The following is a 13,658-nucleotide window of genomic DNA, read 5'->3' as shown; positions in this document are numbered from 1 at the left end:
TGACCCCATGGCTTCGAAACTTTTGATCATAGACGACGACCCGAAAATAACCTCGGCCCTTGTCCGGGGCCTGTCACTGCACGGCTACTCGGCCGAAGCGGAGAACCGCGCCGATCAAGGTTTGGAGCGGCTGAAAAGCGGTGCCTTCTCGGGCGCAATTGTTGATGTCATGCTGGGTGCAGACAGTGGTATCGAGTTGGTTCAGGCTGCGCGTACGGCAGGTGTTGCGATTCCTATTCTGATGTTGTCGGCCCTCTCGGACGTTGATCATCGCGCTGCCGGGCTTGAAGCAGGGGCTGATGACTATGTGGTGAAGCCTTTCAGCTTTGATGAACTTGTGGCCCGATTGCAGGTACAAGAACACCGGGCGCTGTCACAGCGACCCGACCCGGCGCGTTTTTCAGCCCGCAACAGAACCCTCACCGTCCGGGACATACATGTAGCATTGACCGAGCGTGAGTTCGATCTGCTCATGTTGCTCAACAGCAAAGCGGGATCTCCTGTCCCGCGAGGTGAGCTGTTTGACACGCTCTGGTCGCAGGACGGGTCCAGTAACGAAAATGTGGTCGATGTCTATATCGGGTATCTGAGAAAGAAACTGGGGTCCGACGATTTCGGATTTGAAATCAAAACCATACGCAACCAAGGCTTCTGCATTCAAGGGCTTGCTCCGATACCGGATGACGACTGACTACCGACGAAAGTCTAACGCTCTCTTATGAATTAAGAGTGGCCCGTTCGCATGACACCTGCCACATTGTGTGAAAGCAAATCTTAGGAGGAGGACCCAGATATGGCTTGGAATAAACCTGTTATCCGCGAAATCGAGTGCGGCATGGAAATCAACATGTACGGCCCCGATCATGATGATGAGCGCGGTGGCGGCCTGATCTGATCAGCCGCAAGCGCCAACACCCAATGACGTTGCGCGCAATAATACTTGGGGCCGCTGCTGGCGGCGGCCTTCCGCAATGGAACTGCGGGTGCGAGAACTGTAATCTTGCACGTCGCGGAGAGATTCCTGCGCAAACGCAGTCCTCTCTCGCCGTGTCCCCCGATGGTCAGAACTGGGCCATTTTGAACGCATCGCCCGATATTCGCGTGCAACTGGCTGAGACGCCCCTTTTGTTTCCCACAGGGTTGCGGGATATGCCGGTTCAGTCGGTTCTGGTGACAAACGGGGATATCGACCATGTGGCGGGCTTGCTTACGTTGCGCGAGATGCAACCCTTTACCCTGTTTGCGACCAACAGCATCCACGACGTTATTGGGGCAAACCCGATCTTTGATGCCTTGAACGCCTCTGTCGTGCGGCGCGCACCTATTTCGTTGAATGAGCCCTTCGAACTGGTTCCAAACCTGACGGCGACCCTGTTTCCCGTGCCCGGCAAAGTCCCCCTGTATCTGGAAGGGGAGAATGTCCAAACCGATCTGGTCGGCGAACAAACGGTCGGGGTGGCGCTGAACACACAGGGAAAGACGGCCTACTACATCCCAGGCTGCGCAGCACTGACCCCTGAGTTGCGCGCCCGTCTTGAAGGGGCCGATCTTCTGTTTTTCGACGGCACGCTTTGGCAGGATGACGAGATGGTGCGCGCGGGGCTGGGTCAGAAAACGGGCAAACGCATGGGCCATATGTCGATGGACGGGCCTGATGGTTCGATCGCCAGTTTTGCCGACATGCACATCGGACAGAAAATCTTTGTCCACATGAACAACACCAATCCGGTTTTGCGGCCCGACAGCACCGAAAATGCTCTGGCCCAAGCCAAAGGCTGGACGATTGGTCAGGATGGAATGGAGATCACGCTATGACCCAAAGCCCTGAAGAATTCGAAGCCCGGCTGCGCCAGATCGGGGCCGAGCGGTATCATGATCTGCACCCCTTTCACCACCGCCTGCACGGCGGTCAATGTACACCCGATGAAGTCCGTGCCTGGGTGATAAACCGGTATTATTACCAACATTCCATCCCGATGAAGGACGCGGCCTTCATGTCCCGGGTTGAAGACCCGGCCTTGCGGCGTGCGTGGCGCTCACGGATCGAAGATCATGATGGTACGGATGAGAACGAAGGGGGCATCCGACGCTGGTTAAGACTGGCCGAGGCAGTTGGACTTGATCCGGACTACGTCTCCACATGCGACGGCGTGTTGCCCGCCACCAAATTCGCGGTGGACGCCTATGTTCGATTTGTCCGCGAAAAGACGCTGCTTGAAGCGGTTGCGGCTTCGCTTACGGAACTCTTCGCACCCCAAATTCACGCCAACAGGATCGAAGGCCTGCTCCAACACTACGATTTTGCGGATGACAGCTCATTGTCCTATTTCCGCAATCGGCTGAAAGAGGCCCCTAAAGATGTGGCCTTTGGTTTGGCGTGGGTGCTGGATCACGCCGACACCGCTGAAAAGCAGGATGCGGCGGCGCAAGCGCTCATTTTCAAGACAGATGTTCTTTGGTCGCAGTTGGATGCCCTGTGGGGAGCCTATGTCGAGCCAGCGCGCATTCCTCCGGGCGCATGGAAACCGGAGGTCGGCTTGCTAATGCGGCAGGCATCATGATGTTGGCGCAGGAAATTCCCACGCTTCCGCGCGGTGTGCGCATCCATTTCGATTCCGTGCGGGATAAATGGGTTCTATTGGCGCCGGAACGAGCCGTTACGCTGGATCAGATCGGGCATGCAATTTTGACCGAAGTTGACGGCCAGCGCAGCTTTGGTCAGATCACGGCTATATTGTCCGAAAAATACAACGCTCCGAAAGAACAGATTGCCGAAGACAGTTCAGGCTTTCTGGACGCCCTGAGGGCCCGGCGCTTTTTGGACGTGATGTGATGCAGACAAAGGCCCCACCCCCAATTGCCATGCTGGCCGAGTTGACCCATCGTTGCCCGCTATCCTGTCCCTATTGCTCCAACCCGGTCGAAATGGCGAAGCTCGACAGCGAGTTGGATACCGAGACCTGGGCACGCGTTTTCCAGGAGGCCGCCGCCCTTGGCGTCTTGCAACTGCACCTGTCGGGCGGCGAACCCGCATCGCGTCGTGATCTGGTTTCTTTGGTCAAGTCCGCGCGCGAGGCAGGGCTGTATACGAACCTGATCACATCAGCGATAGGCTTGTCTGAGCGTCGTCTGAATGAGTTGGATGAGGCCGGTCTGGACCATATCCAGCTGTCCCTTCAAGGCACCGACGCAGGGATGGCAGATAAGGTGGGTGGCTATCGGGGCGGGTTCGACCGCAAGATGAAGACCGTCGAATGGATCAAACAGATCGGATTCCCGTTGACCCTGAACTTTGTTCTGCACCGTCACAACGCGCACCAACTGCCACGCGCACTGGAATTGGCACAAGAGATGGGCGCACGGCGGATCGAGGTTGCAACGGTGCAATTCCATGGCTGGGCCCTGAAGAACCGGGACGCTTTGATGCCGACACGCGAACAGGCGCAGCAGGTGACGCAACAGGTGGTTGAAGCGCGGAAAACCCTCAAAGGGCAGTTGGTGATCGACTATGTTCCGGCGGATTATCACGATGATTATCCCAAGCGATGCATGGGTGGATGGGGTACGACCGGGCTGAACGTGGCTCCGGATGGTCAGGTGCTGCCCTGTCATGCGGCGCAATCCATTCCGCATCTGACATTTGATCGGGTACAGGACAAACCGCTTGCGGATATCTGGTACGATAGCTCGGCATTCAATGCGTATCGCGGTACGGACTGGATGGCAGACCCTTGCAAGTCTTGCGAACGAAAAACCATCGATTTTGGAGGCTGCCGCTGTCAGGCCATGGCCGTTATCGGAGATGCAAGCGCCACCGATCCGGTGTGCATCAAATCCCCCCATCATCAGGCTTTGCAGGATCAGGCAAACGAACATGCAGCGAAAGAAGACGCCCCCTTTGTCTATCGCGTCTCACCCGGAAAAGCGACCGAGCCTGCGGAATAAACCCTATCCTAAGACGGCCCCGTTTGGTCCGGATTTCAAATTCAGTATCCGGTCGGACAGCCGCTGCGCCTCGGGTTCGGAATGGGTCACGAACAGGGTGGCCGGGCCATACCGCGCGATCAGGTCCTCGGTCAGGGTCAGCATCGTCTCGGCTGTTTCGGCGTCCAGAGAGACAAAGGGTTCGTCCATAATCAGAAACTCGGGCTGCCCTGCAAAGGCGCGCGCCAGTGACAAACGACGCTGCTGACCCAAGGATAGTTGACCGGGGAACAGATCGCCCTTCCCGTCTAAACCGACATCGGAAAGGGCGGCGATGGCGTCAGCATGAGATAAATCCTTATGGATCAGGATCAGATTATCCAAAACCGAGCGCCAGGGCAGCAAGGTGGGCTCCTGAAATACGATCGCAAGCCGATCCGGTCGCACAATCCGGCCGTCAAAGTCAGGATCGATTCCGGCCACCAACCGCAGCAGAGTGGTTTTGCCGATGCCTGACGGTCCGGTCAGGGCAACCGTTTCCCCAGCCGCGATATCGATGGAAACGGGGCCTAGGACAACGTCGCTGCCAAAGTGTTTTTGCCGTATGTCGATGCGGATCATGCGGCTCTCCAGTGTCTGGTCTTGCGTTCCCATGGCTGCAAGACCAGCCATTCCACGACCAGCATGACCGCGATGAACGAAAACGCATAGACAAGCACCATTGCCACATCAAAAAGTTGAAAATACAGGTGGATTTGAAATCCAACGCCTGATGAGCGCCCCAGAAATTCGACCACAAGCACGATCTTCCAGATCAGGGAAAGCCCCGACCGTGCAGCAGCAGCGATAAACGGGGCCAACTGCGGCAGGATCACATGGCGCAGTCGCGTTTGCCACGGCAGCCGGTAAACTTGGGCCATCGCGTCCAGATCCGGGTTCAGCGCTCTGCCGCCTTCGCGCAGGATCGTCGCGACATTGGGAATTTTATTCAATGTCACGGCTGTGATCGCCGCAGCTTCAGTCAGACCGATCCAGAGATAGCACAAAACGATCAGCACAAGGGCGGGCAGGTTCAGGAAGATGACCAACCACGGGTCGAGCCAGCGGTTAAGCGCATCCGACCGCCCCATGGCCAGCCCGATGACTGTTCCCAAAGTCATCGCCAACGCAAAAGCCCAGATCACGCGCACCAAAGTCGCACCAAGGCTGCGCAGCAATTCCCCCGACGCGAGTTCCTGCTGAAATCGGGGGATCAAGTCCCAGGGCTGGGGCAAAATTTGCGGGTCTGCGGTCAGAAAGGCCGCAACAATCCACAACGCCACAAGGCCCGTAATGGACAAAAGCGGCGTGAGGCGCGTGTTTTGCATCAAACCCTATTCCACGACAGCAAACAGACCTTGTGGCACTGTTGTTGCTTCGCCAACCAGCTCAGCCCCACCTAATTCAGCCATGAGTTCCAGCATCTTGTTGGCCGCATCCACGTCAATAGGGCTGCGATCTGGAATTCCCGCGATCCAATCGGATTTGAGCTGCTCAAACTGTACGTCAGACTTGGCGTTCATACGAGGCCGGATCGCCTCCCATGCCTCGGGTGAATTGGCCAGCAGATCCTTGGCGTCGCGGCTGGCGGCAAACAGGCTTTGCGCAAGGCCCGGGTTTTCGGTCAGAAAACTCTCTTTCAGGTAATATCCCAACAGAGGCGTATTGGTATCAAGGCCAAGCGCCTGCCCGGCATCTTCTACCGAGATCAGCTCTTTCATGCCAGACGCTTTCATCTTGGCCAGAAAGTGCCAGAAATTGATTGCTCCGGCATAATCCCCACCGAGTGCTGACTTGAATATCAGCGGTGGAGCGCCGAACACCTGCTCGGTCTCGGCTTTCAGATCCATACCATATTCCTGCGCTGCATAAGCACGCAGGATCAGCCAGGATTTATCCAGCGGTCCACCGGCGATACCGATCTTGCCGCCCGCCAAATCCTTTAGACTGGTTGCAGGGCTGTCAGTTGGTACAACAACCCCACCGACCGCTTTCGAGTAAGGGATGAAGACATAGTCCTTCCCGGCTGCCCTCTGACGCGCGACCCAGATCCAGTCAGCGACGGCCAAATCAGCTTCGTTGCCTTCCACAGCGATGCGGGTGGCACCATTGTCTGCAAAAGGTTGAACATCAAGAATGAAACCATGTTTCTTGTCCAGACCGTTTTGTCGGATGGTCTCCAGCTCCCAATTCACCGTTCCGATCTTAAGAACTGCAGCGCGAATGGTCGGAAGAGTATCAGCGGCCAGAGTGCCCGCTGTGAAAGCAAGCGCCAGACATGCGGCAAACAGTTTCTTCATAGCTTCATCCTTTTCGCCCTTTATTCCGCCCTGCGGCTGACTTCGTTGAGGTCCTTATCCAGTTTGATGTCGAACTGATTGCCACCTTTGCAGATCACATCGTCCAGATCATAGCCGTCATCTTCGACCTCAATATCGTCCGGGTCCATCTGGCATTCGATGGATGCAAGATAGGCCTCGATCTTTTCAACGGTCGCCGCGTCAATTTCGTCGGCAAAAGCCGGTGCTACGGCAAGGCCCGCAATCAACAAAACCCCAAGCTTTTTCATCATCCTATCCTTTCTCTATTGAATGCTGACCGTAATGCGTTGCGTTTCCCCGGTGGACCCGGGGATGCGAATTTCATGGCTGCCGGGTTTGATGGCGATAAACGACAGTTCTGCCACACCCGCCTTGTCAAACTCGATGCTATCCACCGCCATCGGGCGGATTTCGATCTTGTTGATCACGATCTCATTCATCCAGATTGCACGAAAGAAAGAAGGGCCTTCGATTGCCAATTCCGCCGAGCCGTCGGCAGTGATTTCAAGTTTGTAATACGCACCTGACTGCAGAACCACGTCCTCGCCCAGCGGCTGACCCGAGGCGAGCGTCAGCTTGATGGTGTCACCCCGATTGCACTTCGCCAATAGCCCGGCAAATCCCAGATCGTCACACAGCGGAGCCGCAGAAACCGGCCCACCGAGCGCCGCGACCATCACTGCGATCATAAGTTTCTTCATTCCCGTCCCTCCCAGAACTTCAGTCAATGGTCACCACGCCCCAGGGCTGTTGACCGACCTGTACCGATTTGATGGCTTTCTCTGCCGCCACATCGATGATTGTGATGTCGTTGGAATTGCCATTTGTGGTCAGCAGGTATTTCTCATCCGGTGTGAAATCGAGCTGCCAGACCCGCTGCCCCACGAGGATATAGTCCAGAACCTCAAGGCTTTGCGCATCCACAACGGCGACCCGGTTTGCGGGTCCAAGCGCAACAAACAAGCGTTTGCCATCCGAGGTTACCTTGGCGCCAACAGGTTGCAGCCATTCCGGTTGCACCCCGGGCACCTCGAAACTGATTTTGCCGACAACCGTTGGCGTTCCGTCCTCGGCTATATCCATGACCGAGACTGTCCCGCCAATTTCCGAGGTTACAAACAGCCGCTTTCCATCGGCTGTATACTGGGCATAACGCGGGCGCTGATCGACCAGAACGTTATGCTTGATGGTGTAATCCTCGGTTGAGATGAAATGTGCCATATTGGTGGTCTCGGACGTGTTGACCACAAATTTGGCATCCGGGCTCATCCCCATGCCCTCGGGTTCGACGCCAACCGGCACCTCGGCCAGAATGGTGCGCGTCTCGGTATCCGTGACCGTCACCAGATTGTCGTCCTCATTGGCGATGTAGAGCCGCTTGCCCGAGGGTTCGAGGATGAAAAGCTCGGGGTCCGGACCAGAGGGAAGACTGGGCAGTTCCTCATAGGTCTCGGTATCAAACACCCGGATGATATTGTCGTCCGAAGCACAGACATACAGCGTCCCACCATCCGGGCTGACGGTGATACCACGCGGGCGGTTTCCACCGGGAAACTCGGTGATCACCTCCCAGGTTTCGGTATCCACGACCGTGATGGTGTTGCCCCTCTCGTTCGACACAAAAGCCTTGCCCGCAAACGCGGAACCCGAGGTCAACGCAACACAGGCAACGGTCAACAATAGTTGTTTCATTAAAACCTCCGGTTATTCAAATGCCTGACAACTGGATTCCGCCCGATCCAGACCCATCGTATCGAGCGGTGAGACCTGGTGCAGAAATCCCTCTTGCGGGCTGACGCTGACGGTGATCGACCCGTCATACAGCAGGATCGGCTGGCGCAACTGCCCGTTCCAGTCGCGGAAGGTTACCTTTTGGCCTTTGAAGGCCGCCAGTTCGAATTCGTCCGACAGGGCATAATCGCGAACGCCGTCCGGCTCGGCTGTGCTGGCACGGGTCACGGCCTCACCGATCACACGCAGGGCAAGCCAAGTGTTGTAATCCTCGGGCCGCACGTAACGGCCAGTCAGCTCTTCGAAACGTGTCTGGAACTGCGTGGCCCCCCAAGCCTCATGTGCACCGTGAAATGTCGTCGGGCGTAGCCCGCCCGATCCCATCACCGGGCGTGGGGTCCACAGGTGATAAGACAAGTAGCGCCCGAAGTAATCGGTTTCGTCCGCAGCAATCACCACATCATGATCGCGTACATCCTGCGTATCCAGCGGCAATTGGCGTTGAACCAGAACATGCCCGGAATCCGTCCGCCGAGACCCCCCGGTATCCGCAAAGGTTCGGTCCTCGGCGATCTTTGCACCGAACTTGGTAGCCGCGCGGCGATAGGCATCTGCCAGTTTCATATCTTCGGGGTTAGAACCGGCCAGCAGGAACCAATCGCCCCATTTCTTCCAGACCGCAAACTGCGCCACAGCATCAGCTGTCATGGCACGGGACGGAGCAATATGCAGCAGGTTGCCGCGACAGTTTGCATCCCTCAACTCGATATCCGGTGCAGACACATTGAACACCAGCGCCCCTGCCTCAGCGGCCTTGTCCGTCAAGCGCAAAACATCTTGGACTTCGCCGATAAGAACGATCAGGCGCACGCCTTCGGCAAGGATCTGATCCATCGCCGCGTCGGCTTCTTCCGGCGGAACCGCAGCGGTCGCGGTCTCGTATGTATGTCCCAGAAAACCGCCGGTGGTGCCGTTATCCTCATCCCCAAGCGCGGCACCGGCAAAGCCCAGATCGTCCGGCTTCAGATCATATCGCGAGATCGGCAGAAGCGATGGATAGTCGATCCGCAGCACTGCAGCTTTGACATCGATCGCCGCCGCAGTCCCCACAGTCATACACCAGAAAAGCGCCGCAAACAGCGGCAGCACGCGCATGGTCAAGATGTCCTCCCGTTGCCCGAAAGATCAGGTTGGCTCATCAAGAGCGAAACGCCCCAGGAACGGAACCGATACTTTTGGCCGTGTTGTAAAACAAAGCCTATCAGCTTCATGATTAAGCTCGATTCTTATTTTATAAGAATGCGCTTATGCGGTTGATCTTGCTGTGGTTTCCCGCGGCCCCTCTAAGATTTTCAGGGGGTCGCATCGGGTGACCGGTTCGGTGTGTTTGATCGTTGGAATTGGCTGGGAAAGCCGGGTCAATCATCGCCAAGCGCATTCAGGGAGGATACAGAATGGATCGACGAACGCTTCTTGTGACAACCGCTGCACTACTGGTTCCCGGCATGGTCTGGGCCCACGGACCAACCCGACAGAAAGTCACTCTGACCACCGAAGTGGCGGCCTCACCCGAAGAGGTCTGGGCCGTCGTCGGGAACTTTGATGACATGTCATGGCATCCCGCCGTGTTCTCGACCGAAGGTAACGGCGGCAACGAAATTGACGCGACCCGGCTGCTGACACTCGGTCAGGAAGGCGGGCCGACGATTGACGAAATCCTCTACAAGTTCAGCGACGAAAAGATGAGCTATTCTTACCGGATCACCGAAGTCGCGGTCGAGGTTCTGCCCGTCACCAATTACTCGTCGCATCTGACTGTAAAACCGCGCGATGGGGGTGGGTCGATCATTGAATGGCGCGGGGCCTTTTATCGCGGTTATCCAAACAATGACCCTCCAGCTGAATTGAATGACGAGGCTGCCATCGCCGCCGTGACCGGAGTGTATCAGGCAGGACTCGATGCCCTGGTCGAGCGTTTTGGTACTGCAAGCTAGCCGATTACTTTCGTTGCTTACGACGATCACTGCCAGCCCGACACTGGCAGAGACGGCCTTCATCACCTGTCAAAATGGCGAGGAACTTAGTCGGATTGACCTGTCCAAAAGGCAGGAAACAGCCCGTTGGCCCTTGCCCGGCAAGCCTGCAGGCGTGGCCGTCGGATCGGACGCAACCCTGCTCACCGTATCCCCGGACAGCAAGACTGTGCGGCGTTTGTCCTCTGAGACCGGTGAGACGATGGCTCAGACTGTATTGGATGGTGGTCCCATCGGCATCGCGCTGGACACGGCGCGCGGGCGGGTATTTGTATCGGATTGGTACAACGCCCGTCTTTGGGTGCTGGACAGCGACAATCTGCAGGTTTTGACAGAGCTAGCAACAGGCACCGCCCCCGCAGGGATCGCGATATCCGCAAATGGTCGTTTTCTGGCATCAGCCGACAAGGACGCGGATCAGGTGTCGGTTTTTCGTGCCGACACCCTCCAACTGTTGCACCGTATCCCAGTTGGCACCCGTCCCTTCGGTTTACGCTTTGCACCGGATGGGCGGCTGTTAACCGGCAATGTCGGCAGCAATGATGTCAGCGTTATCGATGTTGAAACTGCTGCGGTTACTGCCACGATTGCCGTTGGTGAGCGTCCTTATGGCATCGCTTTCGCGAATGGCCGAGCCTTTGTCACCAACCAATATGCCAATACGCTCAGCGTAATCTCCCTCGAAACGTTGGAGCATGTAGCTTTGATTGAGGTCGGAGAATATCCGGAAGGTATCGACGCGACCTCCGGCGAGGATTTGGTGGTCGTCGCCAACTGGTTCGACAACACGGTCAGCATCGTGGACCCAAAGGCGCTCACTGTGATAGAAACGATAGAGACCTGCGACGGGCCGCGTGCCTTTGGCAGATTTCTGCAAGGAGGAAGACAATGAAGGCTTCTCACCTGATTGCAGCGTTGTTCTGCGTGCTGGCTGCCCCGGCCTTTGCATCGAATGAGGCCTGGGACAACGTCCGCGCGCTGCTTTATGGCGACCGACCCATGCAGAACGGTGACGCGCTGATCGCGATTGATGCGCCCTATCGCACGCCAGATGATGCGCGGGCCGAATTGGCAGCGCAAGTTGTCGCCCCCCGAGGAACGAATGTAGCCAAAGTGACTTTGGTACTGGACGAGAATCCGATGCCGGTTTCTGCGGTGTTCGAGCTGGAAGAACCGCTGCCGAGTTTCTACTTCGACGTGACCATGCGCGTGAACGGCCCGACCCCGATGCATGTCATCGCCGAAACCACGGATGGCCGCCTTTGGGTCTCGGAAACATTTGTCAAGACATCCGGTCTCGGGGCGTGCGCCGCGCCACCCGGAACTGATCCGAAACTGGCTTTGGAAAAACTGGGAACGATGGAGGCGGAACTGGTCGGCCGCGTGCCCGCACTGGATACATTGGCGCGCCTATCCAACTTGGGTGCGGATCGCGCCAACAAGATGGACTTGAACATTGATCACCCGTCCCATTCGGGAATGCAGATGGACCAGATTTCTCTGCTGTTCATTCCGATGCGATATGTCGATTCCGTGGAAATTGATCTTGATGGCGCGGGATATGTTCAGATGACCGGATCAATCTCGCTGTCCGAAAATCCAAGGGTCGGCATCTCGGTACCAAGCCGGGCGCAAGCTGTTGATGTGACGATGACCGACACGGACGGCACAGTCAGCCATTTGCACAAGAAACTGGCTGGATTCTAGATCAACCGCCGCCGGTGACAGGCTGGCCGGGAAACGGCTCGACCCGTTCCAGCGGATACCCCCACAAGGCCCAGCCATCGGTGCCTTCGGGGAACCAATAGACGTTGGTGTATCCCCATTCGATTGCACGTCGGGCGGCGTTCCAGCTCATCCAGCAATCTTCGAGACAGAAGAACACAACGCCTTGGTTGGTGTCGCCATTGGTGCTGGCCTCTAGCCCAGATCGAAAATAGTCCGCCGTGACGTCGGCGATCGCGCCATAGCCGACATTGGGCAACCAGGTCGTTCCGGGAATGCTGTTGCGCGGCTTGTCCCGCCAAATCGTGCCCTCGGGCAGATTGGCGGGTTTGGGGGGCCGTGGTAAAACGTCGACAAAGGCAGCGCCCTGATCTTGCCAAAGGCTGTGCGCCTCTTCTGGTCCGATAGTTGTGCCGCCGGTTATCTGGTCAGGCACCGGCGCACGGTAATGGTCCTTGCGGTAGTCGCTGGGTTCCGGAACGGTTTGCGCCATCGCAGCGGTCGATAGTAGCGCAAGTGCCACGAATGCACGCATCATTGCGACAAGTCCAGAACCTCGGTCCCCAGATCATTCACCAGCGGAACGCCAGCATCGGCCAACACAGCATTAATCTCATCCTGATTGCGGCGGATCAGGGAATTCAACTGCCGCTGCCAGACTTTCTCACCCTGTCGCACCCCCATGGTGATGCGGTAGAACAGACGCGGGGGCAACTCTTCGTTGATCAATGGGATCACCTTGAATTCCGGGTGATCTGCCTTGACCAAAGGCCCGCCAAGCGGACCCCAAAGGATGGCGGCATCGATCTCGCCCGATTGCAGGTCATTCAGCATATCGATTGCAGGGCTTTCCACACGTCGATCGACGAACAGGTTGTATGGCTTGGCCTGACCGATCAACCCGTTTCGCGCCATATGCGCAGCCGGCGGCGTGCCCGCCACGATCCCGATCTTCCGCCCCTTGAGCGCAGGATCGTTCAACATCTCAACCTCAGTCAGATCGCTGTCTTCCGGTACGATCAACGCATAGGCCGAAGTATAGTAATGGTTGGTATTCTGCACCAATTCATGGCCTTGCGCGTAGCCGATCACCACGTCGCAGCGTTTGGCGGCCAATGTATTGCGAATAAACCCTGTTGCCTGAGGGAACCAGACGTATTGCACGGGCAATTCCAGCTTGGCCGCGATCAGTTCGGCCAGTTGATTTTCGTACCCTGATCCATCCTCGGACGACATGGGATAGTTGGCTGGGTCCGCGCAAACGCGAAAAGCTGTGTTCGATACCAGATCTGAAGTTTGCGCCTGTCCGGGCTGAGTCTGTCCCAGCCAGACGCCAAGTGTTGTCAGAACGAGGAAGGCCTTAGCCCATACACGCATTTTCATCCTCGCGGATCACTTCAGACTTTGCTTCTTTCTTCGGCGGGCGGCCACGTGGGATTGCACCCGATCCATGGGCTTTCAGATATACATAAATGTCATCGAGAAAGCACATCACGTTCGGGTTGTCGCCAAAGCCTGGCATTACCGAGTTTTCAGCGGCATTCACCACCTGGCGACCGTTTGTAACAACATCGACGAAGTCGTAATAGTCCATGTCCAGCGCAGACTCTTTCAAAGCGGGCGCATAGGTCGAGCCTTCGCCATCCGGGCCATGACAGACATGGCATTCCGCGTGATAGCGGCGGAAGCCTGAAAATGTCATCCAGTCCACGGTTCCATCCTCGGCCACGTTGAAAGTGGGGATATCGTCTTCGGTGTAATACCGCCCATCCTCGGAATACGAGACCGCCAGATTGTCAGCCATCGCGGCCACAGGAAGGCAGGACACAAGAACAGAGGCCAGAAGACGTACAGAGTGGTTCATGGAAAGCTCGTTTCTTTACAG

Annotated in this window: 19 protein-coding genes; 9 read left to right on the top strand and 10 right to left on the bottom strand. The window is 56.9% G+C overall.

Annotated elements, in window-relative coordinates:
* Positions 1–7: 7 nt before the first annotated feature.
* The 6 genes from ACRZ9X_RS03275 (at position 8) to pqqE (ending at position 3,945) form a co-directional block, all read left to right on the top strand.
* Positions 8–691, top strand: a complete 684-nt coding sequence (locus ACRZ9X_RS03275; protein ID WP_480515939.1) for a response regulator transcription factor — start codon at positions 8–10, stop codon at positions 689–691.
* A 102-nt stretch (positions 692–793) separates the two neighbouring features.
* A complete protein-coding gene (pqqA, locus tag ACRZ9X_RS03270) occupies positions 794–895 on the top strand; it encodes a pyrroloquinoline quinone precursor peptide PqqA (protein ID WP_120634970.1) in 102 nt (33 codons plus the stop codon).
* Positions 896–918: 23 nt separating this feature from the next.
* Positions 919–1,815 carry a pyrroloquinoline quinone biosynthesis protein PqqB gene (gene pqqB / locus ACRZ9X_RS03265; protein ID WP_480515938.1) on the top strand — a complete coding sequence of 299 codons (897 nt, stop codon included), beginning with the start codon at positions 919–921 and terminating at the stop codon, positions 1,813–1,815.
* Positions 1,812–2,561 (top strand): pyrroloquinoline-quinone synthase PqqC, encoded by a 750-nt coding sequence (gene pqqC, locus ACRZ9X_RS03260; RefSeq protein WP_480515937.1) that lies wholly within the window; start codon positions 1,812–1,814, stop codon positions 2,559–2,561. The genes pqqB and pqqC overlap by 4 nt, the downstream gene beginning before the upstream one ends.
* The gene (gene pqqD, locus ACRZ9X_RS03255) at positions 2,558–2,833 is read left to right on the top strand and encodes a pyrroloquinoline quinone biosynthesis peptide chaperone PqqD (protein WP_480515936.1); all 276 of its coding nucleotides are present in this window, start codon (positions 2,558–2,560) and stop codon (positions 2,831–2,833) included. Before pqqC ends, pqqD begins: the two co-directional genes overlap by 4 nt.
* A complete protein-coding gene (gene pqqE, locus ACRZ9X_RS03250; RefSeq protein WP_480515935.1) occupies positions 2,833–3,945 on the top strand; it encodes a pyrroloquinoline quinone biosynthesis protein PqqE in 1,113 nt (370 codons plus the stop codon). The genes pqqD and pqqE overlap by 1 nt, the downstream gene beginning before the upstream one ends.
* A gap of 3 nt (positions 3,946–3,948) precedes the next feature.
* Here pqqE and ACRZ9X_RS03245 read toward each other — a convergent pair whose 3' ends face one another.
* The 7 genes from ACRZ9X_RS03245 to ACRZ9X_RS03215 are packed head-to-tail and all read right to left on the bottom strand — an operon-like array spanning position 3,949 to position 9,170.
* Positions 3,949–4,545: an ABC transporter ATP-binding protein gene (locus tag ACRZ9X_RS03245; RefSeq protein WP_480515934.1), complete on the bottom strand. Its 597-nt coding sequence runs from the start codon at positions 4,543–4,545 to the stop codon at positions 3,949–3,951.
* Positions 4,542–5,291 carry an ABC transporter permease gene (locus ACRZ9X_RS03240; RefSeq protein WP_480515933.1) on the bottom strand — a complete coding sequence of 250 codons (750 nt, stop codon included), beginning with the start codon at positions 5,289–5,291 and terminating at the stop codon, positions 4,542–4,544. Before ACRZ9X_RS03240 ends, ACRZ9X_RS03245 begins: the two co-directional genes overlap by 4 nt.
* A 6-nt stretch (positions 5,292–5,297) precedes the next feature.
* Positions 5,298–6,263, bottom strand: coding sequence for an ABC transporter substrate-binding protein (locus ACRZ9X_RS03235; protein WP_480515932.1), 966 nt, complete (start codon positions 6,261–6,263; stop codon positions 5,298–5,300).
* Between the two features lie 20 nt (positions 6,264–6,283).
* Positions 6,284–6,532, bottom strand: coding sequence for a PepSY domain-containing protein (locus ACRZ9X_RS03230; RefSeq protein ID WP_480515931.1), 249 nt, complete (start codon positions 6,530–6,532; stop codon positions 6,284–6,286).
* 15 nt (positions 6,533–6,547) lie between these two features.
* On the bottom strand, positions 6,548–6,985 hold the full coding sequence (locus ACRZ9X_RS03225) for a cupredoxin domain-containing protein (RefSeq protein ID WP_480515930.1): 438 nt from the start codon (positions 6,983–6,985) through the stop codon (positions 6,548–6,550).
* A gap of 19 nt (positions 6,986–7,004) precedes the next feature.
* Complete coding sequence (locus ACRZ9X_RS03220) at positions 7,005–7,976, bottom strand: YVTN family beta-propeller repeat protein (RefSeq protein WP_480515929.1); 972 nt, start codon at positions 7,974–7,976, stop codon at positions 7,005–7,007.
* 12 nt (positions 7,977–7,988) lie between these two features.
* Positions 7,989–9,170: an ABC transporter substrate-binding protein gene (locus ACRZ9X_RS03215; protein ID WP_480516569.1), complete on the bottom strand. Its 1,182-nt coding sequence runs from the start codon at positions 9,168–9,170 to the stop codon at positions 7,989–7,991.
* 299 nt (positions 9,171–9,469) lie between these two features.
* Between ACRZ9X_RS03215 and ACRZ9X_RS03210 the strand changes: the two genes are divergently transcribed.
* From ACRZ9X_RS03210 to ACRZ9X_RS03200, 3 genes are read left to right on the top strand one after another with little or no spacing between them, the layout of a single operon-like run.
* Positions 9,470–10,009: an SRPBCC family protein gene (locus ACRZ9X_RS03210; RefSeq protein WP_480515928.1), complete on the top strand. Its 540-nt coding sequence runs from the start codon at positions 9,470–9,472 to the stop codon at positions 10,007–10,009.
* Positions 9,975–10,940 carry a beta-propeller fold lactonase family protein gene (locus ACRZ9X_RS03205; protein WP_480515927.1) on the top strand — a complete coding sequence of 322 codons (966 nt, stop codon included), beginning with the start codon at positions 9,975–9,977 and terminating at the stop codon, positions 10,938–10,940. The genes ACRZ9X_RS03210 and ACRZ9X_RS03205 overlap by 35 nt, the downstream gene beginning before the upstream one ends.
* Positions 10,937–11,755 carry a quinoprotein dehydrogenase-associated SoxYZ-like carrier gene (locus ACRZ9X_RS03200; RefSeq protein ID WP_480515926.1) on the top strand — a complete coding sequence of 273 codons (819 nt, stop codon included), beginning with the start codon at positions 10,937–10,939 and terminating at the stop codon, positions 11,753–11,755. Before ACRZ9X_RS03205 ends, ACRZ9X_RS03200 begins: the two co-directional genes overlap by 4 nt.
* Before the next feature lies 1 nt (position 11,756).
* Here ACRZ9X_RS03200 and ACRZ9X_RS03195 read toward each other — a convergent pair whose 3' ends face one another.
* From ACRZ9X_RS03195 to ACRZ9X_RS03185, 3 genes are read right to left on the bottom strand one after another with little or no spacing between them, the layout of a single operon-like run.
* Positions 11,757–12,311 (bottom strand): PQQ-dependent catabolism-associated CXXCW motif protein, encoded by a 555-nt coding sequence (locus ACRZ9X_RS03195; RefSeq protein WP_480515925.1) that lies wholly within the window; start codon positions 12,309–12,311, stop codon positions 11,757–11,759.
* On the bottom strand, positions 12,308–13,150 hold the full coding sequence (locus tag ACRZ9X_RS03190) for a substrate-binding domain-containing protein (RefSeq protein WP_480515924.1): 843 nt from the start codon (positions 13,148–13,150) through the stop codon (positions 12,308–12,310). Before ACRZ9X_RS03190 ends, ACRZ9X_RS03195 begins: the two co-directional genes overlap by 4 nt.
* On the bottom strand, positions 13,134–13,637 hold the full coding sequence (locus tag ACRZ9X_RS03185; protein ID WP_480515923.1) for a c-type cytochrome, methanol metabolism-related: 504 nt from the start codon (positions 13,635–13,637) through the stop codon (positions 13,134–13,136). Before ACRZ9X_RS03185 ends, ACRZ9X_RS03190 begins: the two co-directional genes overlap by 17 nt.
* Positions 13,638–13,658: the final 21 nt, after the last annotated feature.

Source organism: Ruegeria sp. AL1 (assembly GCF_056540905.1).
The sequence above is the reverse complement of the archived record's forward strand: the minus strand, read 5'-3'. Positions and strand labels throughout refer to the sequence as shown.